Source organism: Pseudomonas khavaziana (assembly GCF_019145205.1).
GTDB classification, from domain to species: domain Bacteria; phylum Pseudomonadota; class Gammaproteobacteria; order Pseudomonadales; family Pseudomonadaceae; genus Aquipseudomonas; species Aquipseudomonas khavaziana.
On sequence record NZ_JAHSTT010000004.1, the window covers coordinates 275,641 to 296,258 of the forward strand.

General features: G+C 56.6%; 18 protein-coding genes, 1 tRNA gene and 2 pseudogenes. 4 read left to right on the forward strand and 17 right to left on the reverse strand.

Going from position 1 to position 20,618, the window contains the following annotated elements; translation table 11 throughout:
* Positions 1-255: 255 nt before the first annotated feature.
* Both KVH01_RS12390 and KVH01_RS12395 read right to left on the reverse strand, forming a co-directional pair.
* Complete coding sequence (locus tag KVH01_RS12390) at positions 256-1,560, reverse strand: MFS transporter (RefSeq protein ID WP_217881651.1); 1,305 nt, start codon at positions 1,558-1,560, stop codon at positions 256-258.
* Between the two features lie 24 nt (positions 1,561-1,584).
* Positions 1,585-1,806, reverse strand: a complete 222-nt coding sequence (locus KVH01_RS12395) for a hypothetical protein (protein WP_217881652.1) — start codon at positions 1,804-1,806, stop codon at positions 1,585-1,587.
* Between the two features lie 37 nt (positions 1,807-1,843).
* Between KVH01_RS12395 and KVH01_RS12400 the strand changes: the two genes are divergently transcribed.
* Positions 1,844-2,737 (forward strand): LysR family transcriptional regulator, encoded by an 894-nt coding sequence (locus tag KVH01_RS12400; RefSeq protein WP_217881653.1) that lies wholly within the window; start codon positions 1,844-1,846, stop codon positions 2,735-2,737.
* Here the strand turns inward: KVH01_RS12400 and KVH01_RS12405 are convergent.
* From KVH01_RS12405 to KVH01_RS12425, 5 genes and pseudogenes are all read right to left on the reverse strand, one after another.
* Entirely contained in the window at positions 2,734-3,942 is a 1,209-nt protein-coding gene (locus tag KVH01_RS12405; protein WP_217881654.1) for a M20 aminoacylase family protein, read from the reverse strand. The two genes, KVH01_RS12400 and KVH01_RS12405, sit on opposite strands and share 4 nt — an antisense overlap.
* A gap of 271 nt (positions 3,943-4,213) precedes the next feature.
* Positions 4,214-4,375, reverse strand: a pseudogene (locus tag KVH01_RS12410) (IS30 family transposase); the annotation flags it as partial.
* A 269-nt stretch (positions 4,376-4,644) separates the two neighbouring features.
* Positions 4,645-5,391, reverse strand: a pseudogene (gene istB, locus KVH01_RS12415) (IS21-like element helper ATPase IstB).
* Complete coding sequence (gene istA, locus KVH01_RS12420; protein ID WP_217881655.1) at positions 5,388-6,938, reverse strand: IS21 family transposase; 1,551 nt, start codon at positions 6,936-6,938, stop codon at positions 5,388-5,390. The pseudogene istB and the gene istA overlap by 4 nt, the downstream one beginning before the upstream one ends.
* A gap of 240 nt (positions 6,939-7,178) precedes the next feature.
* A complete protein-coding gene (locus KVH01_RS12425) occupies positions 7,179-7,442 on the reverse strand; it encodes a hypothetical protein (protein ID WP_076965362.1) in 264 nt (87 codons plus the stop codon).
* A gap of 112 nt (positions 7,443-7,554) precedes the next feature.
* Here KVH01_RS12425 and KVH01_RS12430 point away from each other — a divergent pair, with 112 nt between their 5' ends.
* Complete coding sequence (locus KVH01_RS12430) at positions 7,555-8,595, forward strand: hypothetical protein (protein ID WP_217881656.1); 1,041 nt, start codon at positions 7,555-7,557, stop codon at positions 8,593-8,595.
* A gap of 309 nt (positions 8,596-8,904) precedes the next feature.
* Here the strand turns inward: KVH01_RS12430 and KVH01_RS12435 are convergent, their stop codons facing one another.
* The 3 genes from KVH01_RS12435 to KVH01_RS12445 form a co-directional block, all read right to left on the reverse strand.
* A complete protein-coding gene (locus KVH01_RS12435) occupies positions 8,905-9,114 on the reverse strand; it encodes a ParA family protein (RefSeq protein ID WP_404822051.1) in 210 nt (69 codons plus the stop codon).
* Positions 9,115-9,235: 121 nt separating this feature from the next.
* Positions 9,236-9,311: transfer RNA gene (locus KVH01_RS12440), tRNA-Asn, on the reverse strand.
* 60 nt (positions 9,312-9,371) lie between these two features.
* On the reverse strand, positions 9,372-10,268 hold the full coding sequence (locus KVH01_RS12445) for a LysR family transcriptional regulator (protein WP_217881657.1): 897 nt from the start codon (positions 10,266-10,268) through the stop codon (positions 9,372-9,374).
* A gap of 100 nt (positions 10,269-10,368) precedes the next feature.
* Between KVH01_RS12445 and lldD the strand changes: the two genes are divergently transcribed.
* A complete protein-coding gene (lldD, locus tag KVH01_RS12450; RefSeq protein WP_217881658.1) occupies positions 10,369-11,499 on the forward strand; it encodes an FMN-dependent L-lactate dehydrogenase LldD in 1,131 nt (376 codons plus the stop codon).
* 457 nt (positions 11,500-11,956) lie between these two features.
* A complete protein-coding gene (locus KVH01_RS12455) occupies positions 11,957-12,883 on the forward strand; it encodes a GGDEF domain-containing protein (RefSeq protein ID WP_043047603.1) in 927 nt (308 codons plus the stop codon).
* A 21-nt stretch (positions 12,884-12,904) separates the two neighbouring features.
* On the opposite strand, the gene KVH01_RS12460 is transcribed toward KVH01_RS12455, so the two are convergent.
* The 7 genes from KVH01_RS12460 to KVH01_RS12490 all read right to left on the reverse strand — a co-directional run bounded on the left by KVH01_RS12460 (position 12,905) and on the right by KVH01_RS12490 (position 20,611).
* A complete protein-coding gene (locus KVH01_RS12460) occupies positions 12,905-13,684 on the reverse strand; it encodes a TenA family transcriptional regulator (protein ID WP_225924185.1) in 780 nt (259 codons plus the stop codon).
* Positions 13,685-13,762: 78 nt separating this feature from the next.
* Positions 13,763-16,225 carry an EAL domain-containing protein gene (locus KVH01_RS12465; RefSeq protein WP_217881659.1) on the reverse strand — a complete coding sequence of 821 codons (2,463 nt, stop codon included), beginning with the start codon at positions 16,223-16,225 and terminating at the stop codon, positions 13,763-13,765.
* Between the two features lie 71 nt (positions 16,226-16,296).
* Positions 16,297-18,099, reverse strand: a complete 1,803-nt coding sequence (locus KVH01_RS12470) for an ABC transporter ATP-binding protein (RefSeq protein WP_043047606.1) — start codon at positions 18,097-18,099, stop codon at positions 16,297-16,299.
* Positions 18,092-18,727: a DsbA family protein gene (locus KVH01_RS12475; RefSeq protein WP_043047607.1), complete on the reverse strand. Its 636-nt coding sequence runs from the start codon at positions 18,725-18,727 to the stop codon at positions 18,092-18,094. The genes KVH01_RS12470 and KVH01_RS12475 overlap by 8 nt, the downstream gene beginning before the upstream one ends.
* A 3-nt stretch (positions 18,728-18,730) precedes the next feature.
* Entirely contained in the window at positions 18,731-19,672 is a 942-nt protein-coding gene (gene trhO / locus KVH01_RS12480; RefSeq protein WP_217881660.1) for an oxygen-dependent tRNA uridine(34) hydroxylase TrhO, read from the reverse strand.
* Between the two features lie 118 nt (positions 19,673-19,790).
* On the reverse strand, positions 19,791-20,087 hold the full coding sequence (locus KVH01_RS12485; protein ID WP_217881661.1) for a BolA family protein: 297 nt from the start codon (positions 20,085-20,087) through the stop codon (positions 19,791-19,793).
* A gap of 5 nt (positions 20,088-20,092) precedes the next feature.
* On the reverse strand, positions 20,093-20,611 hold the full coding sequence (locus tag KVH01_RS12490) for a DUF2059 domain-containing protein (protein WP_043047610.1): 519 nt from the start codon (positions 20,609-20,611) through the stop codon (positions 20,093-20,095).
* Positions 20,612-20,618: the final 7 nt, after the last annotated feature.

The window sequence follows — 20,618 nt, forward strand, 5'->3', positions numbered from 1 at the left end:
TTCTTCTATTCTTCTATTCGTCGTCGATTTTACTTTGTCGAGATAACATCTCTTACGCATATAATATACATTCGCCTAGCCAGATGGCGCGCGTAAAGTCCAACAAAGAATTAATATCAGAAAAATTATCTGCGTAATTATCTGCCTTCACAGAACACATAGAAGTTACTCCATGAAACACGCCTTATAGTAGCCTCACTAATTCTGACTACACCAGCGACCCCTTACAAGGCCTCGCTGGATGAGCGTACAGTTTCAGATCCGAGGGATGTTATGAGCAAAGCCAGTCTTACGTAATAAGAAGATGCCCGTGCAAGTGATCAATGCTGCGGCGCCTAGATAGTAGGACACCACCATATTGTCGCCGGTCTTGCCGAGTAGAGCGGTGACGATAAGAGGCGTGAATCCACCGAACACAGAAACTCCCAACGCATAGGAGAAGCCTACACCCGTTGCCCGAAAGGCTGTGGGGTACAAGTTGCTTAAGACCGTGGAGGCGCACGCTGCGTGGCATGCAAGTAGCAAGGCAATGACCATTTGTGCAGCAACCAGTGTTGGCAAGCTAGGGTATTTGGTGAGGACGTAGAACAAGGGATAAGCACCTATGACAGTCAAGCCTGCGCCAAAGAGCATAGGCCTGAAAGGTCCCACGCGGTCAGCCAAACGACCCACCAGCGGGCAGGCACAAATCATGACCAAGCTATAGCAGATCTGGCCAATGAAGCTGTCAACCGGGGTCAGATGCAGTTGCCGAACAGTATAGGTTGTGAAGTAATTAGAAATATAAGTCGCTACGGTCCAGAACACCATCACCGACAGGCCGAGGACCAACGAGCGTCGATAGGTGATGAACTGCCCTAACAACGGTAGGTTTCGCTCCTCGGCGGAGGTTTTGCTGAACAGCATCGTTTCAGGCACTGAGCGCCTTATATACCAGCCTACCGGACCGATCAGCAGGCCAAAAGCGAAGGCAATTCGCCAAGCGCCATCGAGTATTTCCTGCTCGCTGAAAACTGAATTGAGCGCCAAGCCCATGCAACCTGCCGTTAGCACGCCTGCACCTTGCGCTGCCTGCTGGAGCGAAGCATAGAAAAAGCGTCGATGTGGCGGTGCGTTTTCGACCAGCATGCATACCACGCTGCCTATTTCACCTCCTGCTGAAAACCCTTGGAGCAGGCGTCCCAGAAGAATGATGATAGGGGCTAGTACGCCTAGCGTTGCATACCCCGGACAAATGGCTAGAACGACTGTGCCGGTAGCCATCATTAAGAGCGTGAGGGTCAAAGCCTTTTTACGTCCAACCCTATCGGCATACCGCCCCAGTACCAACGCTCCGAGCGGTCTAGCGAGAAAGCCGGCTGCAAAGGTGCCCATGGTCAACAGTATGGCGTTGAGTTCGGACACAGCGGGAAAGAACACTTTTGAGATGGGAATTGCAAAAATTCCGAAGGCGATGAAGTCATAAATCTCCAGCACATTGCCCACCGTCGCCGCCGTTGCGGCGCGTCGCAGATAGTCTGGTGCAGACTGCTGTTCGAGCATATCGGCTACTGAATCCATGAACATCTCCTTAAAATGTGCCAATCATTTTAAAAAATCATTCAGCACAAAAATACTTCCATTACTTCGCCCGTTTTTCTGATCCCGAATATAGGCAAGCACTTGTTGCTGAGCAAATACTATTGACATCCCTACCCTATACTTGCCAGGCATACCAAAACTAATTAATCTCGCGTGATGTTTAGTGGTGCAATTAATCGTAGCAAGCACCAAATGCAGGCGTGTTGGCTGAATAGCTTCCTTCACGAATTTTTCATATTTAAATTTTCCCAGGGTGATCCATATGGAGCTACGTCATTTGCGCTATTTTGTAGCCGTTGCAGAGCATCGAAGTGTGGCTGAGGCCGCGCGTCAGTTGCATATCGTCCAGCCAGCGCTTAGTCGACAGATTCGCGATCTGGAACAAACGTTGGGCGTGAATCTATTCCGACGAAGCTCCAAGGGCGTAGAGCTGACCTTGGCTGGCCAGCACTTCATTCGTGATGCTCGAGCCATCCTATCTGACCTGCAAACAGCACGTGAGCGTATTACCCGAATCGCCAATGGCCAGTCTGGCGCACTGCGTATCGGTATCGCACCCAATTACAGTTGGCACCCATCAGCCGTTCAGCCATTGCGCGAGTTCAAACGAGAGCATCCCGATATAACCCTCATGCTGGAACCAGCTCTTTCGGCGCGTCAACAGGTGAAAATAGCCGAAGGCACACTGGATGGTGGTTTTCTGGCTTGGCGTGATCCGAAAGATCCGGCATTTTCCGGGCTGGCGATGTTCGATTGCCGACTTGCACTGGCGGTGCTTCGTGGCAGCGAGTTGCATTTGAGTCCGCCTACGCACCTGGCCGACCTTCAATACCAGCAGTGCGTCTGGTTCTCCCGGGATCAGGCGCCGAGCTATTACGATTTTTTGATTCACAGCTGCCATGTCGCTGGCCTATCCCCGCACCTGGTTCACCTGGGAGCGGATATCAGTACGGTGTTGGGCCTGGTGGCAGCTGGCATGGGTTATTCAATTGTGCCGGATTCTTCACAGTTCAATTGCCCCAACGATGTGGTGCTGTTGCCGCACCCTGATCTTACGGGACTCTATCCCGTCGAGTTCGTTTGGCGCAGTGATTCGGACGATCCGGCGCTAATGCGCCTGGTCGAACACTTCAAAATAGCTGCCGGCGCAATCTAACCTGGTTGGTCCAGAAAAGCCTGCACGAGACGTACGAAGTAGGTGGCACCTACCGGGAGCAATTCGTCATTGAAATCGAAACTGGCGTTGTGCAGTTCGCAAGGCCCGTTGCCGTGCTCTTGGCCACGATGTTCGCCGCTTCCGTTGCCCAGAAAGGCATAGCAACCCGGCACCTTCTGTAGCAGAAAAGAGAAGTCTTCCGAAGGCATGACCGGCTCGATTTCCCCTATGACCTTATCCGCGCCGAGCACCTCCCGCGCTACATTGGCAGCGAATGCAGACTGGCTGGCGTCGTTGATTGTTGGTGGATAAACGCGGATGAAGCTAAGCCGAGCAGTACAGCCAAAAGCCGTCGCCAGGCCGGTGGCTATTTCTTGCATGCGCCGTTCAATCAAGTCGGTTACTTGATCATCAAATGTGCGCACCGTACCGCTCAGCCAAACGCCTTGGTCAATCACATTATCCGAGCTTCCAGCGTGGAACTGGGTAACGGAAAGAACAGCAGGATCAATTGGCCGCTTACTTCTGGTCAGGATCGCTTGTAGCGCGGTTACGATCTGCGCGCCGGCCAGCAACGGGTCATGCCCGTTATGCGGCATGGCAGCGTGAGCGCCGACTCCATCGATATCGATACGGAACCGGTTGCTTGAAGCCATCAAAGCCCCGCCGCGGGTAGCCATAGTGTTGGCTGGTATTCCGGGCCAGTTATGAACGCCAAACACCGCATCGATCGGAAAGCGTTCGAGCAGCCCTTCGTCGAGCATAGCTTTGGCGCCTGCGCCACCCTCTTCGGCGGGCTGGAAAATGAACTGCACCGTGCCATGAAATTGCCGATTCGCCGCGAGGTATTGCGCCGCACCGAGCAACATCGCGGTATGACCGTCATGGCCGCACGCATGCATAACACCGGCGTTGCGGGAGGCGTGGGCAATTGTATTGACTTCCTGGATCGGCAGCGCGTCCATGTCGGCGCGCAAGCCAATGGACCGGGCACGCGAAGCGCCTTCTAGCGAGCCCCGCAGAGTACCAACTACACCGGTTCTCCCAACATTGCGGGTGACTTCGATGTTCCATTTCTCGAGAGTTAACGCGACCAGTTCTGCGGTTCGATGCACTTCATACCCGAGTTCGGGGTGCGCATGGATATCGTGGCGTATGTGGCAGATGCCGGCGCTATCTGCTTCGATCTGGGGTATCAGGTTCATCTTGCCCTCGTGCGGTTATGGCGTGGGTTCATTGCCTTTGATGCGCACGTTAGACAAAAGTCTCCAATCTCTCAAATACAAACGAGTGTCCTTGGTAATGCCTAGAAGGTATAGGCAGAAAAATGAATGGTTTTATCACACGCAGGGTCGATGAATCATGCCGTTGTTTAACTAGAATGCTCTAGGACATGGCCAGGTGATTCCAAACTGGTTGTCCACATATTTTTTTTCATTATCAAAGCTGGGCGGCCTCAGGTTTCAAGTGCAACAGTCAGTTAACTGTATTTAGCCGGTTTGTCGCCAGCAGCTGCAAGTGATCCGTCAATATCTCCACAGGAAACTTCCATCCCAGTGTCTGGCGAGGCCGAGTATTCAACAGGTCAGGAATCTCATCCAGACGCTCCTGAGTGACCGAAGACAAATCGGTGCCCTTGTGTTGGCGCCGATGCCTAGTTAACCCAGTTGCCGAGAATTCACTGACCCAGTCTGACTCCTAGTCAATCATTGTCTGCGCTGGATGTTTTGCAGGTTTGGAGATGGGGCAGTCTTGCATCGGCAACTGGGTCAGTCCAGGGTCAGCACCAACACGATATGGCGAAAGATATTGAAAAACAGGTGGTTGCATTGCACTTGACCACCTGTTTGCATTCGACTTGACCAATTGCATTCGTATTGACCACCATAGACGCATGCCGGATGCTCTTACGCCCGTTTGCGACTTTTGATCCTTCGCATTGATTCGCCCTTCAGTTCGATGATGTGGGACTTGTGAACGATACGGTCAAGAATTGCGTCGGCAATCGTGGGGTCAGAGAACAGGTCATACCATTTTTCTTTAGGGTACTGACTTGTGATCAGCAATGACCCGTTCTGTGACTGCTGATCGATAACGTCCAGGAGGAATGGTCCGAGTTGGGAGTCAATGCCACCGATGCCCAAATCGTCGATGATCAATAATTCTGCGCGTATCAATTGCCGACGCAGCTTGGGAATGGTGTGGTCAGCGTAAGACAGTTAGATCTCCTCAAAAAGCTTCGTGGCAGTGCGGTACAGCGTCGCTCGTCCAAGGCGGCAGGCCTGGTTTCCGAGTGCGCAAGCGAGCCAAGTTTTGCCAGTACCCGTAGCGCCTGTGATGATCACATTCTGACGTCGCGCCAACCATTCGCACTCCCCGAGGGACATGACAGTATTCCGGTCTATGCCTCGGGACGCCTTAAATTCAATGCTGTCCATTGTGGCTTCATTCTCACGAAGCCTCGCGGCCTTTAGCAAGCGTCCAACCTTTCTGCTCTCACGCTCGCTATTTTCGGCGTCCATCATTAAACCAAGCCTTGTATCGAATGGTTCTTTCAGCAGCGCAGGTGTTTCAAGCTGTCGCTCGTAGGCCACGGCCATCCCGTGCAGACCAAGAGTCATGAGGTTTTGGGCAGTATCTAGGATTGACTTCATTGCGGCTCATCTCCTTGTGAGGCGTAGTATTCAGCACCGCGAATGTTGGCGTGTTCGACCAAGGGGGCGGATCTTTGGTAGTTAGGACGCAGGTCAGATTCGTTCCGAAGGATCGACCGTAGCCGCTCAGAACTCAGGATGTTCAAGCTATTGGCATAGCCGCACGCGGATTCAAGGCGTGACGGCGTGATCGCCCCCTTGCGAACGTCGCGTTTCAGGCCAATAACGGCCTTCAAACCGGTCGCGAAATCTTTCCGCAGGTTGAGGTTGTCCTTCACGAAGCGGAGCGTTTCCGGCCCAATAGTCTCAGCCCATACAATCAGCGTTTCCGGCTGGGAGTCTTGGAAATGGCTGTGATTCGGGGCCAAGTGCTCTTTGAGAGTGCTAGTGCCGCGCTGGCGATTCAGCTTGTGCGATCCGATGACACGGCGCTGATGAAGGATTTCGAGCCAGTCGTCTCGCACGCGCAAATCGACAACAAGATTCGCAAAGTGATAAGGGACGGAGTAGCTGTGCTCCTCAAATGCAACGTGGTAATCGCTACCTACCCGAACCTGATACACCCACTGACTGTAGCTGTAGCGCTTTTCTGGGAGAGGCTTGAGGGCTGGATAATCAAGCTCAAGGAAGCGGCTGGTTCTGCTCTTTGGGTACGTCCGTGTGATTCGACTGTTTAGCTCATCGATCCAGTAGCTGATTTTCTCGTTGAGCTCTTCTAGGGAAAAGAAAGTGCTCGCTCTCAGCCTTGCGAGAACGAACCTCTGTACCAATTGAACGGCAATTTCACCTAGCGACTTGTCTTTCGGCTTACGCGGTCTGGCGGGGTAAATTTGGAATCCGTAGTGCTCAGAAAACTCGGCGTAGGCACGATTTAAGGTCACCACATCTCTCGTGTTTTTAGTCACTGCTGACTTCAAATTATCAGGAACAACGAACCGGGGAACCCCGTCGAAGAACTCCAGGGCCAGAACGTTGCATTTGAGCCAGTCTGGGGTCGTTTGACTGTTCACCGCGGTGGCAAAAATGAAGCCCGAGGCGCCTAGTGTTGCCACGAATACTTGGGCTTGGCTGATCGCTCCCGTGTCCGGGTTTGTCACAGGCATTGTCCTGCCACAAAAGTCCACGAAGCACTTGTCTCCGGGGAGGTGAATCTGTCGCATGCTCAGTTTTTGCATATTGACCCACTCTCGATAGAGCCGCGTGAACTGAGCATATGACACGCCTTCTGGCTCGCTCGTACGAAACTCTTGCCATAGAAGCTCCAAGGTGATGTCAGGAAGTTTTAGCTGTTCGTGGACGGCGGGCCATGACGGGTAGGCTTTCCTTTGAGGTGAGGTTCTCGGCTGAGTCCGCAGACGCTCCGCGAGCGCTTTGTCATCAAGGTGCTTCAGCTCTTCCCAGCTTTGCCCGCACTGGGCCAACTGATCGCGAATAGTGCGAACAGTGTTGTGGGACACTTTGGCTAATAAACCAATCGCCCTATTCGACAGCCTGGGGTCGCTCGCGAGTCGTAGCACCTCGCGCTGTGTAACTATTGGCAGCCTCATGTGTTCTCCTCGCGACAGGCGTGTGAATGCCTCACAAGTCGCGCCGTGTGAAAATTGCAGACAAACGGAAGGTGGTCGGCTTGACGCCGAACGCGAGGGAACACAGAATGAAGGTGTATAGGGCTCAAAACCTAACACCATCAAAAAAGCCTAGGGCTCCACCCCTGGGCTTTTTTGTGCTCCAAATCCACCGGCTAACTCCTAGCCTGGCCTCATTGCGGTACTCCTCATATGCCTAGTTCATATGGCCTGCTGCCGTGCGCAGCGCTGCGTGGCAATCCAGCATGCGACTTCTTTGGACAGGGCAAAGAAGCCCCGACGATTGGGCACCTCAAACAGGGGCACTTCGATAGTCCCCCGCTGTTTGGCTTTTCGAAACGCGTCATAGGACGCGTATCCCAACTCTCTCCACAGCGCGCTGCCACCCACCATCAGGCCATATCGATCTTTGAGATCAAGCTCTAATTCGGATGCCAGATTGTGGATTTCAAGGGGCTCGCGCATCGCACTTAATGTCCGGTTTGGTCACAGTTAATAGTAATAAACCGCCCCCTTGCGCTCCAGCCGTAAGACTTCTACATTTTTTACGGTACAAAGATCAATCAGGGATTTTTAAGTGTCTGATTTTAAGAGAATTGCAAACATTTATTCGGAGTTCGCAGAGAGCTTGCGCGAACTAATTCCGGAAAATTACAGCCCCCGGAGCAGCACTGTGGAAATGCTCGCAGTGGGCTATTGGTTCGAAGGCCTAAGGCAGCGGACAGGCCTCAAAACTGCCTATGCCCTTGAGCTGTACTTCGAAAAAGAGTCGTTTCGAAGAAACACGAATGGCACGATCCGGCATTACCGAAGCAAGTGGTCTAGATACGAACAGAAAATGATCTCGCCCAAGGCCAAGACTTTGAGCAGGGTGGAACTGCTAGCACCTGGATCCTCCCGCGACCTGAACCATCCTATATGGACGTTGATGAAGCTGATCTCTCGGCAACAGAAGATCAACTTCGACAGTTACTTCCGTACGCTAAACACCGAAGTCCAGCTGGTGCTTTACCGCAACACCAGCAACATGATTTGGGACAGTGTTCAGCGCGAACCAAGCACTCAAGTTCTACTCGAAAAACTCGAACGCAGGGCAAGCCTGGATACCCTCGCAGCGCTGATCGCGATAGTGGTCGAAGCAGATCAACTGGGTCGAAAATCTCTTGCTATAAAAGCAGCAAACTCCCTACACAAAGTACTTCTTATGCTGGCGATGGAGCTTCAGGCGCGCGGTGTTGCCATTGGCCTAATCGATTGGCTGGTGCTCAACGTCTTACCTCTTGGCGTGCCTGCGCACTTGCAGATCTGGATGAGCAGCGCTGACTACATCCACGCGTCAGCACATTTAAACACTATGGTTTACCAGCATCCGGAAAGACGCGGAAAAACCTTGCCTTGGAAGCTTCGGACCAGGCTGATGTGCAAGCTGCTTGCTGGGGATATGGGAATTGACGTTCTGCACGCAATGCGCCCGCAGTTCGAGTTGCGGGAAGACATCGGGGAAATCGCGGGCGATTTGGTCGAGGAGTTTAAGAAGACGTCGGCGCTCAGGACTTGGGGATGGATGTGCATCATTGATGGCACGCCCCAGGTAGTGCCACCCGTAGCACTGCTGTAGCCTTCCCATGACCCGCTAGGCGGGTGGTCAAGTCTAATGCAAATGCCTGGTCACGTCCGATGCAAACGACTGGTCAAGTCGAATGCAAACGGGTGGTCAAGTGGAGTGCAATTTCCCACGCGCAAAACTATGCCGTGCAGATTTGGCCAATAGAGCCGAGTTTCAAACCGGATATAACGAAGAAAAAACTCATCGTGGATACCATGCTCCAACCAGGAAAGCGAACCTTAGTGGGCACTGAAAAGGATTATGTGAAGGCCACGGGGCATGGGAGAGCAAGCATGACCATGACCGCTATCGTAAACCTGGTTAATCCTTGTGCGCTTTGAAACCAAAAAGTTGGTAGGTCCCTCCCGGCGCCTCATGCGTTAGCGTATAGAACGAGGACGGTGACGGCTGGGTATCGAGATCGACGAGTAAGGTACGAAGACCCACGTCGGCGCAGAACGCGCCTGGATTAGCGCCAACCGTGGATTTTCCCGGCCCGCTTTTGGTTGAAACGACTGCTGCGACTTTCATGGGCCTTACCTCTGAATCGAAGGACTCGAGATAGCGTCATGCTAAGCGCGCTAAGCGTTTGGTTTGCTGGGTCAAATCCCAAGCAAAAAAAAGCCTGCATCTCTGCAGGCTTTTCTCTATCTGGCTCCACGACCTGGACTCGAACCAGGGACCCAATGATTAACAGTCATTTGCTCTACCAACTGAGCTATCGCGGAATGCGCCGTATGTTACTGATTAAAAAGAAGAAGTCAAGCTTTCCCTGACGCTCGCCGCAATTAACCGTCATGTCCACTTGAAAACGCCGGCTCCAGGGCCAAATCCAGCCAGGCCCGGGCCGCGGGTGGCAGGTGGGCGCTGGCGCGCCAGGCCAGGGCGATGTGCCAGTCGGTGTGGGGTTCGTCCAAGGAGATCAAGGCGATGCCGGCGTGTTGGTGCTTGTGCGCCAGCATGCGTGGCAGGAACGCGACACCCAGCCCGGCGGCGACCAGGTCGACGATAAAGTCGATCTGCCCGCTGCGGGCGGTGACTTTGGGGGTTACGCCCTTGCGCTCGCACGCGCTGAGGATCTTGGCGTTGAGGGCGAAGCCGGCTTCGAACAGGATAAATGGCGAGTCCGCCAGGTCGGTGAAGTCGATGCGCTTGCGACGCGCCAATGGGTGACTGATAGGCAGCACGGCGATCAGGGGTTCGTTGCGTACCGGCTGGTAGTCGAAGCCTTCGTCTACCGGCAACAGCAGGGCCGCGAGGTCAACCTCCCCCGCCTCCAGGCATTCGCGCAGTTTTTTACTGCCGTATTCGGTCAGTTCGATATCGATGTCCGGGTAACGGCTGCGGTAAGCGGCAAACATGGCGGCAAACAACACGCCGCATCCCACGGGCGGCAGGCCAATGCGTAGCACACCACGCTTGAGGCCGCGCAGGTCATTGATTTCAGCCACCAGGTCGTTGCGTTCGGCGAGTATCACCAGGGCGCGGCGGTAGGCAATTTCGCCGGCGGCGGTCAGCTCGTTCTTGTGGCCGAGACGATTGAGCAGCGGCGTGCCCAGCTCGTCCTCCAGGGTCTTGACCGCCTTGCTGACGGTGGACTGGGTCAGCGCCACCGTATCGGCCGCTTGGGAAAAGCCGCCCTGGCGTACCACTTCGACAAACGCACGCAAGGTTCGCAGGTTCATCAGTATTCCTTTTGCGACTGGATAGCAGTGATAAAAGTTGTTTTTATCATGTCACAACTTTGCTTATGGTGTAGCACTTTGCCCTGTGGAGACACCGTAGATGATCATCTCGTCCGCTTCCGACTACCGCGCTGCAGCCAAGCGCAAGTTGCCGCGCTTTCTGTTCGACTACATCGACGGCGGCGCCTACGCCGAGCACACGCTGCGCGCCAACAGTTCGGACCTGGCCGAGATCAGCCTGCGCCAGCGCATCCTGCGCAATGTCGACGACCTGAGCCTGAGCACCGAGCTGTTCGGCACCAAGCTGGCGATGCCGGTGATCCTCAGCCCGGTGGGCCTGACCGGCATGTATGCGCGGCGCGGGGAAGTGCAAGCGGCCAAGGCGGCAGCCAATAAAAACATTCCCTTCTGCCTGTCGACGGTATCGGTGTGCTCGATTGAAGAAGTGGCCTCGCAAAGCCCGCAGTCGATCTGGTTCCAACTGTATGTGCTAAAGGATCGCGGCTTCATGCGCAACGCACTGGAGCGGGCGCAGGCGGCTGGGGTGACCACGCTGGTCTTCACCGTCGACATGCCCACGCCCGGTGCCCGCTACCGCGACGCGCACTCGGGCATGTCGGGACCGTATGCGGCGCAACGGCGCATGTTGCAGGCGATCACCAAGCCGCAATGGGCCTTCGACGTGGGCCTGATGGGCCGCCCCCATGACCTGGGCAATATCTCCACGTACTTGGGCAAACCCACCCATCTGGAAGATTACATCGGCTGGCTCGCCAACAACTTCGACCCGTCGATCAGCTGGAAAGACCTGGAATGGATCCGTGAGTTCTGGAAAGGCCCGATGATCATCAAGGGCATCCTCGACCCACAGGATGCCAGGGATGCGGTGAGTTTCGGCGCCGACGGTATCGTGGTCTCCAACCATGGCGGCCGGCAACTCGACGGCGTCTTGTCCACGGCCAAGGCGTTGCCGCCAATTGCCGAAGCTGTGGGCGACGACCTGACCGTGCTGGTGGACTCCGGCATTCGCTCCGGGCTCGACGTAGTGCGCATGCTCGCCCTGGGTGCCAAGGCATGCCTGCTGGGGCGTGCCACCGCCTATGCGCTGGCTGCCGAGGGCCAGCACGGGGTGGAAAACCTGCTGGATATTTTCGCCAAGGAAATGCGCGTAGCAATGACCTTGACCGGAGTCACTTCAGTCGCACAGATCGACCGTAGCACCCTGGTCTAGCCCTGCTGATCGGCGATACCGCGAGCCTGAACGTATGCCTGGATTTTACCGTGATGGGAGCCGTGCTGTATTTGCGGCTTAATCCAGGCTTTTTTATTTTCGACAAACAACCCGATCCGCAAAAAGAGTAAAACTGAACAAGCTGTAGCAACTCCAGCTCCAACCAGCCAAATAACTGGCGCCATTGTTTGTCAGAATTTTCTTATCTCAAATACAGTCGATTGATTTATAAGGAATTTTATTGACTCTATAAACTTGGCACGAATCTCGCCCTGATACTTTCCAAGCAGGTTAGGCGATGACAAGACGTGCGGCAGTGCCCTGGGGTTATAACCCGAGGCAAAGCGGTTTAAACTGTTTCCAATGTTTTACGGTACTGAAGGAACAGTAAGACGCTTGGCGTTCGCCACTCTCATCCCGCCTGTAAGACAGCCAAGTGCTTAGAGGCCATTCGTTTATGAAAACACCCACCCAGACCAACGCAATTGACTTCGACAGTGCCAAATTGCAGCGCCTGGGATTGGGTCAGCCTTCCCTTCGCCCACGCCGTCCTGCGACCCTCACTGAACTTCGCCAGCAATTGAGCCAGCAGCTGCAAACCAGCCTTGAGCCGGAGCGTATCCTCAGTCTGTTCTTTCGCGAAATACAGCGCCTGGTGCCACTGGATGCGTTGCAATATCGCCATGTCGCCAGCGACCTGCGCCTGGAGTTCGGTCATCGTGGCCACCATTCGGTGAGCTATACCTTGAGCCACGAGGGCGAGCACTTGGGCGAGCTGGTATTGCGCCGTAACCAACGCCTGATCGAAGAGGAGCTGCACCAGCTCGAGGCGCTGTTGGTAACGTTGCTTTACCCAATGCGCAACGCCCTGCTCTACCGCGCCGCCACGCGCAGCGCCCTGCGTGACCCGTTGACCGAAACCGGCAACCGCGTCGCCATGGACCAGACCCTGCAACGGGAAATCGACATGGCCAGGCGGCACCTGCATCCGCTGTCGTTGCTGATGCTGGACATCGACCATTTCAAGAAAATCAATGACACCCACGGGCATGCCGCCGGCGACAGTGTGCTGCGCGCCGTGGCCGGGGCGATCAAACGCCAGTTGCGTAACGTGGACATGGTGTTCCGCTTTGGCGGGGAAGAGTTTCTGATCCTGCTGTCCAACACCGGTCGCGAGGCCGCGAGGATGGTCGGCGAGCGCCTGCGCCAGGCGGCACAAGCCCAGGACTACTGGGTGGAGGGCACACGGATCGAATTGACGGTGAGCCTGGGCTGCTCGACGCTATTGGCGGCCGAGTCGGCTGAAAGCCTGCTGCGCCGGGCAGACAACGCGTTGTACGTGGCCAAGCGCGAAGGCCGCAATCGCTTGGCAATGGCGGGGTAGGCCCCCGCCATCACACTTACCTCATGCCTCGCTGGCGACGCGCATTGGGCGTTCACGAACCGCCGGCGCCTGGTCTTGGTCTTTCTGCGCGTTCTCCAGGCGCATGCAGCTTTCCAGGAACAGGTACATGTAGTCGTAGCTCTTGCACACCGCCTGGCGCAGCTCTTCCTGCAGCGCCTTGCTGGGGTTGGTCCCGGCCAGGGTGCAGATGATTTCCAGGGCTTCCCACGGGTGGGCATCGTCGTACTGGGCGTGCATCTTGAGCCACTTCATCGCGCGCTTGCGATCTTCCTCAGGGAAGGCGCCAGCATATACACCGGTCGAGCAGACGACGGCGGACCACTCCCCAGTCGCCCCCTCAATCGCGTAGTTAGTGGCGGCAATCGCGACGATCAATGAATCGGCCGAACTGGTGTGCCAGCACCAATGGCTCAGTGCGTGCAATTCCGGCGGTACGTCTTGCGCTTGCAGTTCTTCCAGGCTGACACCGTGGGCACGCGCCCAATGCACCCAATAATCGGCGTGGTTGAGTTCCACGCGAATATTGCGCATCAGCCAACGTCGCGCCATGTCTTCGCCAGGGTGACGGGCAAACTTGGTCTTGGTCAGGTTTTGCGCCATGTACAAGGCAAACTGTTCCACCACTGGCCAACCACCAATCAGGTAGTGGCGCATGGTCTTGGCGCTGAGGGCGTTGTCACGCATGCGCTGATACAGTTCGTGTTCGACAACCCGACGCTTGCTCTCGCTACAGGCCTGGATCAATTGCTGCGCCCAGGCGGGGTAACTCGAGGCTTCCATAAGCGGGCCGGTTCTGTTGAATGTGTCGATCACTGTAGGGCTCCTTTTTAAGTGTGATTGTACAGACCAGCAAATGTTTCAGCGGAAGGTGCCGGGCGCCTTGAATAACAGGGGCTGCGGTCGCGCAGGTCGACACTGCAAGCTATCAAAGGTAAACAATCGCGGGCGTTCAATCAGATAGCCCTGGGCGTAATCCACACCGATCTCAAGTAAAGCCTGTTCGATCTGGGGTGTTTCAACAAACTCGGCAATTGTGCGCTTACCCATGACGTGGCCGATGTGGTTGATCACTTCGACCATGGCGCGGTTAATCGGGTCGTCCAGCATATCCTTTACGAAACTTCCATCGATCTTCAGGAAGTCTACAGGTAAATGTTTCAAATATGCGAATGAGGACATTCCGGCGCAAAAGTCATCGAGTGAAAAATGGCAACCTAAGGCTTTGAGTTCATTAATAAAGCGAATCGCACTGCCCAAATTGGCGATAGCGCTGGTCTCAGTTATTTCAAAACAAATCATTTCCGGGGGTATGTTGTAAGTGCCGAATTTTTCACGCAAAAACCCTAGGAAATCATCATCGCCAATGGTGATGCCTGACAGATTAATCGCACACATGGCCATGGGGCGGCCCGGGCGTTCATTCAGGCAACGGGCGATGATCTTGAATACGTTCTCTACCACCCAACGATCCAGCGATGTCATCAGGCCATAGCGTTCCGCCGCCGGAATAAAACTATTGGGCAAAATGATCCGCCCCGCCTCGTCATGCAGACGCAGGAGAATTTCGATGTGCCCATTGCCAGGTTCGGTGTGCCCCAAAGGCGAAATTTCCTGGGCGTAGAGACAAAAGCGGTCCTCTTCAAGGGCCATGTGCAGTCGCTGCACCCAGGCCATCTCGCCAAAGCGCAGAGACAGCTCCGAGTCATCGGCGTGGTACACCTGCACGCGGTTGCGGCCCTTTTCCTTGGCCATATAGCACGCCATGTCAGCGGCACGCAGGGACGTTTCCAGGGTAGTCGGGGTTTGCGAGATATGCACCAGACCGATACTGACGGTCGTCATGAACGGCCGCCCCTTCCATACGAAGTGCAGGCTCTGCACGGTATGGCGCAAACTTTCGGCGATTTTTTCCGCCACCGCCGGCGGGCAGTTCTCCAGCAGGATGCCGAACTCATCGCCGCCCAATCGCGCCAGGGTATCGCCCTCGCGCAAATCCGATTGCAACAACGCACAGATGTGACGCAGCAGCTCGTCACCCGCGGCATGGCCACAGGTGTCGTTGACCAGCTTGAACTGGTCGAGGTCGAGAAACATCAGGGCATGTCGCCCACTTTGCTGGCGTGCAACCTGTTGCAGCACTTGCTCAAGGCGGAACTCGAATTCGCGACGGTTGGCCAGGCCGGTCAAGGCGTCGTGGGTCGCCTGCCAGGAAAGGTTGGCAATGTACTGGCGCTCCTGGGTCATGTCGTGCAGCACCAACACCGCACCACTGATCTTGCCGGCGCTGCGGATCGGCGCGCCGACCAGGGTGACCGAGACGGTACTGCCGTCCAGGCGCTGGATCAGCTTGGAATGCTCGCTGCCGCCACTGAGCTGGCCCTTGACGATGTGTTCGATCAAGGTGAAACCGTCGGGTTCGGCGTTTTCATCCAGCAACTTGAACAACGCCGCCAGCGGCAAGCCCTGGGCTTGTTCCGACTTCCAGAGGGTTAGCACTTCGGCCGCCGGATTCATATAGGCAATGGCACCGTCAACGTCAGTGGTAATCACCCCATCGCCAATTGACTCCAGGGTGATCTGTGCCCGCTCCTTCTCCGCTTGCAGGGCATCGGCGAATGCGTGGCGCTGGGTCAGCAACTTGTGGGTGCGCAGCAGCGCCAGGATGATCAAGCCCAGGGCGGTGGCCAGGTTGGTGATCAACAACAGCCGCAGGATCATCCGCGAACCTTCGCCCAGGGCATCGCTGAACGCCTTGGCGGCCGGTGTCACTCCCTCGTTGATGGCGATGATGCGCTTCTTCCAGCCATGCACTTCATTGTCCGTGACCTGATCACTGACGATGGCGCGGTGCATCTCCCGGGCCAGTTCATCCAGCTGTTCCAGATAACCATCGCCGACTGTCCACAGCTCAATGGCTTTTTCCAGATAACTGAAGTGGCGGAAGTTGAGGTACAGCCAGATCAGGCTGGGGACGTCATCCGGGTGATTGCCGCCCTTGAGGATGCCCAGGCGTGCGGCAGCCAGGTCAGGCGTGGCACTGTCCAGGGCGACACGCAACTCATGCCCGCCCTGGGGCACGGCAATGGCCTGCTGGTATTTGAGGTAAGTGGCGTCGTCGCGGCTATCGGCATACAGCGTCAGGTAGTAGATCGCGTCTTTCTGGCCCTTGGACCACAGGCTTTCACCAGCCACATAGCCACGCACCGCAGAAAGCACGTAGAGACTACCGCAGCCTAACAATGCCTGGAACAAGACAACGGCGATAAAGGGCCAGACAATACCCAACAACCGTGGTGTTCCGAGAGTCCGCTTTTGCTTCATGAAGTCCCTTGCACATGCACAGCTCAATACGCACGCGAAAATCCGCTTCCGATAGCACAGCCTAAGCTAAATCAACGCACTTGTTGCAGATGTCCGTACAGTTTTGCATACAATCCGCCATCGGCGATCAGCTGCTGATGATCGCCATCCTCGGCGATATGCCCGCCATCGAATACCAGCACCCGGTCAGCTTGCTTCACTGCAGACAGCCGGTGGGCGATGATCAGTGTAGTACGTCCACTGAGAAACCGCGCCAGTGCCTGGTGCAGGTTGTATTCGGTAGCTGCATCCAGCGCCGAGGTGGCCTCATCCAGAATTACCACTTTTGGCTCGGCAAGCACCATGCGGGCAATGGCCAGGCGTTGCCTTTGTCCGCCGGAAAAGCGGACGCCAGAGCGCCCTACTACGCTGTCCAGGCCCAGGGGCAGTGCCTTGACAGTCGCCTCCAACTGGGCGATTTCCAGCGCCTGCCAGCAGGCCTGGTCGGAACGCGTGCGGCCCATGGTCAGGTTGGCGCGTACGGTGTCATTGAACAGCGCCGGGTGTTGCAGCACCACCGCAACGTTCTCGCGAATGGTCTCCAGGCCGATCTCCTGCTGGGTTGCACCGCCAAAACGAATAATGCCCGCCTGCGGCGTGTACAGCCCCAGCAACAGTTGCACCAGGGTACTTTTACCGCCACCGCTGGCGCCGACAATCGCAACCTTCTCGCCCGGTGCGATGGCCAGGTTCAATTGGTCAAGCACCAGGTCTTCGCCATAGCCGAAGTCGAGGCCACGCACCTCGATGCCGACGGTTTCGCGCCCGCTGAACGGATCTGCGCCGCCAGCGTATTGCGGCTCATCGGCACGCGCCAACAACTCGTTGATGCGCGTCAGCGCGCCACCGGCCGCGTAATAGGCGTATTGCAGGTTCAATAGTTGTTCCACCGGGCCGATCATGAACCACAGATAGCTGAACACGGCGAGCATCTGGCCGATGGACAGGTCGGAAAACAGCACGGTCAGCATGGCCGCGGCACGGAAAATGTCGATACCGAACTGGAACAGCAAGCCACTGGCGCGACTTGACGCATCGGTTTTCCATTGGGAATGAATGGCGTAGTCACGCACCTCCTGGGCACGCTGGCCAAGGCGCCCAAGGAAAAAACCCTGGCGGTTGCCGGCACGCACTTCCTGGATGGCATCCAGGGTCTCGGTCAGCGCCTGGGTAAAACGCGAGGTACTGTCGTTCTCCAGCTTCTTGAGATGCTTGACCCGTTTGCCTAACTGCACCGTGGCGTAGATCACCAGCGGGTTGAACAACAGGATCAACAACGCCAGCTGCCAATGCATCCACACCAGGATCGCCGAGGTGCCGACCAGGGTCAGCATCGCCACCAGGAAACGGCTGAGGGTTTCACCGACGAACTTGTCCAGGGTGTCCAGGTCGGTGACCAGGTGGGTGGTGACCGTCCCGCTGCCCAGGCTTTCGTACTCGCCCAGGGAGATACGCTTGAGGCGCTCGATCAGGCGCACGCGGATGCGATAGACGATGTCCTTGGCCAAGCGCGCAAACAGGCGCGCCTGCACCACGTTGAACACCAGCGCGCCACAACGCAGCGCCAGGGTCACCATAAGCATCAGGCCGATATAGCCGGCGGCTTTCTGCCAACCCAGGGGCAGCGCGTGGTTCATCACCTTGAGCGCGGCATCGCCATGGCCGAGCAGCACTTCGTCCACCAGCAATGGCAACAGCAGCGGGATGGGCACGCTGCAAAGGGTCGCCAGTACGGCGACACCGTTGGCAAGCCACAGGGATTTCTTGTGGCGCAGGGCCAGACGGCGGATTTCGGCCCAGGTCAGGCGGTCGGTGCGTTGAGGTTGCTCATACACAGGCGGCTCGCTCCAGCCAACGGGCGAGCAATGGCGACAATTCGGACAGCGGCTGGTAGCCATTGGTCAGCAAGGCCAACTGCCCATCGCGCTCGGCCAGCAAGGTAGGGAAGCCAGCGATGCCCAAATCCTGCACCCAGGTAAAATCGGCCGCCGTCGCCGCATGCTGTTCGGCACGGTCGAAGGCACCGGCAAACTCGATGCGTGGTATGCCCGCCTGCTCCGCCAGTTCCACCAGCACGCTGGCAAGGGTCACGTCGCGGCCCTCGACATAAAATGCACGCTGGATCAGCCCCAGCAACGTCCATGCGCAATCCGGCGCCAGGCTGCGCGCCGTGACGATGGCGCGGCAGGCCGGCTCGGTGTCGTAGACAAAACCCTCAGGCAGCGCGCCCTCGCGCTTGAACAACTGGCCGGTGGCGTCGGTGACGGCCTGCCAGTGCTCCAGGATATAGCGCCGGGTGGTCGGCTCCAACGCCGCGCCGCTGCCGGTACGCAGGCCGCCCACCACCAGGTGCACGTCTACGCCGGCCGCCTGGGCCTGCTCAACCAGCGCCTGCGCTACCGGGGCAAAACCCCAGCACCAGGAACACATCGGATCCATTACATAGAGCAGGCGCGCTGACATGGCTCAGGCCTCGGAAGGAGTTTGCTTGTAGTTGAAGCCGATCGGGTGCGGCATGTTGCGGGCCTTGGCCAGCTCGATCTGCTTCTGGCGGTCAATCGCGCTGCGACGGGTCTTCTCCGGCAGCTTATCCCAGCAATGGGGGCAACTGATGCCGGCCACATAATGCTCGGATGCCCGGTCCTCGATGCTCACCGGTGTGCGGCAGGCATGACATTGATCGTAGTCGCCTTCGCTCAAATCGTGGCGCACGGTCACGCGATTGTCGAACACAAAACAGTCGCCCTGCCATTTGGTCTGTTCCTGGGGCACCTCTTCAAGGTACTTCAGAATCCCACCTTTAAGGTGGTAGACCTCATCGAAGCCCTCGCTGAGCATATAGCTCGAGGCTTTTTCGCAACGAATGCCGCCAGTGCAGAACATGGCGACCTTCTTGTGCCTGGCGGGGTCGAAGTTGGCTTTGATATAGTCGGGAAATTCGCGAAAACTGGTGGTTTTCGGGTCGATCGCGCCCTCAAAGGTACCAATGGACACTTCGTAGTCGTTACGGGTGTCAATCAACAGCACTTCCGGGTCGCTGATCAGCGCATTCCAGTCCTTCGGATCGACGTAGGTGCCGACCTTCTTGTTCGGGTCGACGCCTTCAACGCCCAGGGTGACGATCTCTTTCTTGAGCTTGACCTTGGTGCGGTAGAACGGCTGGTCGTCGCAGTAGGACTCTTTGTGGTCGATATCGACCATGCGTGGGTCTTTTTTCAGCCAGCCCATCAGACCATCGATACCTTCACGGCTGCCGGACACGGTGCCATTGATGCCTTCCTCGGCGATCAGCAAGGTGCCTTTGATGCCGTTATCGACCATCGCCTGCAACAGTGGCTCGCGCAGGGCGACGTAGTCTTCGAGGGTGACGAACTTATACAGTGCCGCCACGACAATCGGTTGAGTCATGGGTGTTCTCTCCAGGTGGCTACCCTCGTAAGGGGTGAACCGGATGCAAAAAAAACGCGCCGGCTAAGCGGCGCGTTGCGGATTCTAACAAATGCCGGGGGTCAGAGACACCCGATCATCAGTCATGCCCGCCGGCGCAGGTCGGCGAGGCCGGGGCTGCGTCGATTTTCGCCCATTCTTCAGGCGTGTAGGTATGCAGCGCCAACGCATGGAACTCGCTCATCAGGTCACCCAAGGTGGCATAGACCTTCTGGTGGCGCTTGACGCGGTTAAGCCCCTCGAACTCCGGGCTGACCAGCACGGCCTTGAAGTGGGTCTGCAACCCACGGCTGTGCATATGGCTTTCATCCAGCACATTCAAGTGTTCCGGAGCCAGGGCGACAAGCGCCGTTTCGATACGCTGTTGCATGGTCATCGTGCTTACTTCTTCTTGGCCGGTGCGGCGGCTTTTGGTGTCAGCTCGTTGGTCATGTCTTCCAACAGCTTGTTCACCACCGGCACGGCGCTTTCAAGCTTGGCCTGGGTCATCTGGGCCGATTGCTGGGTCAGCTGCGGCATTTTTTCCAGGACTTTCTTGCCCAGTGGCGACCGATAGAAAGCAACCAGGTCCTTGAGCTCGGACTCGCTGAAATTGGTGGTGTAGAGCTTGACCATGTCGGGTTTGAGCTTAGGCCAGCCGATTGCCTGGTCCAGGGCGGCGTTGGCCTTGGCCTGGTAGCTGTCCAGTACGGACTGCTTGGCGGCAGGCGCCTTGGTTTGTTCGAAACGCTGGGCGAACATTTGCTGCACTTGCATGTACACCGGGGTCCCCAGCTTGTCAGCATGGGCCAGGGTAAGGAAGGCTTCGGCACTGGCGTTGTGGCTGGCGGTATCGGCAAAAACCTGGCCGCTGGCGCAAACCAGAGCAACCGCGGTACAGATGGCACGAAGACGAGTCATCGAGTTT

Bases quoted from the DNA above. Each gene is read 5' to 3' on its own strand.
- KVH01_RS12390 (WP_217881651.1), bottom strand. From the start codon at position 1,560: ATGGATTCAGTAGCCGATATGCTCGAACAGCAGTCTGCACCAGACTAT.
- KVH01_RS12400 (WP_217881653.1), top strand. From the start codon at position 1,844: ATGGAGCTACGTCATTTGCGCTATTTTGTAGCCGTTGCAGAGCATCGA.
- KVH01_RS12405 (WP_217881654.1), bottom strand. From the start codon at position 3,942: ATGAACCTGATACCCCAGATCGAAGCAGATAGCGCCGGCATCTGCCAC.
- istA (WP_217881655.1), bottom strand. From the start codon at position 6,938: ATGAGGCTGCCAATAGTTACACAGCGCGAGGTGCTACGACTCGCGAGC.
- KVH01_RS12425 (WP_076965362.1), bottom strand. From the start codon at position 7,442: ATGCGCGAGCCCCTTGAAATCCACAATCTGGCATCCGAATTAGAGCTT.
- KVH01_RS12435 (WP_404822051.1), bottom strand. From the start codon at position 9,114: ATGAAAGTCGCAGCAGTCGTTTCAACCAAAAGCGGGCCGGGAAAATCC.
- KVH01_RS12445 (WP_217881657.1), bottom strand. From the start codon at position 10,268: ATGAACCTGCGAACCTTGCGTGCGTTTGTCGAAGTGGTACGCCAGGGC.
- lldD (WP_217881658.1), top strand. From the start codon at position 10,369: ATGATCATCTCGTCCGCTTCCGACTACCGCGCTGCAGCCAAGCGCAAG.
- KVH01_RS12455 (WP_043047603.1), top strand. From the start codon at position 11,957: ATGAAAACACCCACCCAGACCAACGCAATTGACTTCGACAGTGCCAAA.
- KVH01_RS12460 (WP_225924185.1), bottom strand. From the start codon at position 13,684: ATGGAAGCCTCGAGTTACCCCGCCTGGGCGCAGCAATTGATCCAGGCC.
- KVH01_RS12465 (WP_217881659.1), bottom strand. From the start codon at position 16,225: ATGAAGCAAAAGCGGACTCTCGGAACACCACGGTTGTTGGGTATTGTC.
- KVH01_RS12475 (WP_043047607.1), bottom strand. From the start codon at position 18,727: ATGTCAGCGCGCCTGCTCTATGTAATGGATCCGATGTGTTCCTGGTGC.
- trhO (WP_217881660.1), bottom strand. From the start codon at position 19,672: ATGACTCAACCGATTGTCGTGGCGGCACTGTATAAGTTCGTCACCCTC.
- KVH01_RS12485 (WP_217881661.1), bottom strand. From the start codon at position 20,087: ATGACCATGCAACAGCGTATCGAAACGGCGCTTGTCGCCCTGGCTCCG.
- KVH01_RS12490 (WP_043047610.1), bottom strand. From the start codon at position 20,611: ATGACTCGTCTTCGTGCCATCTGTACCGCGGTTGCTCTGGTTTGCGCC.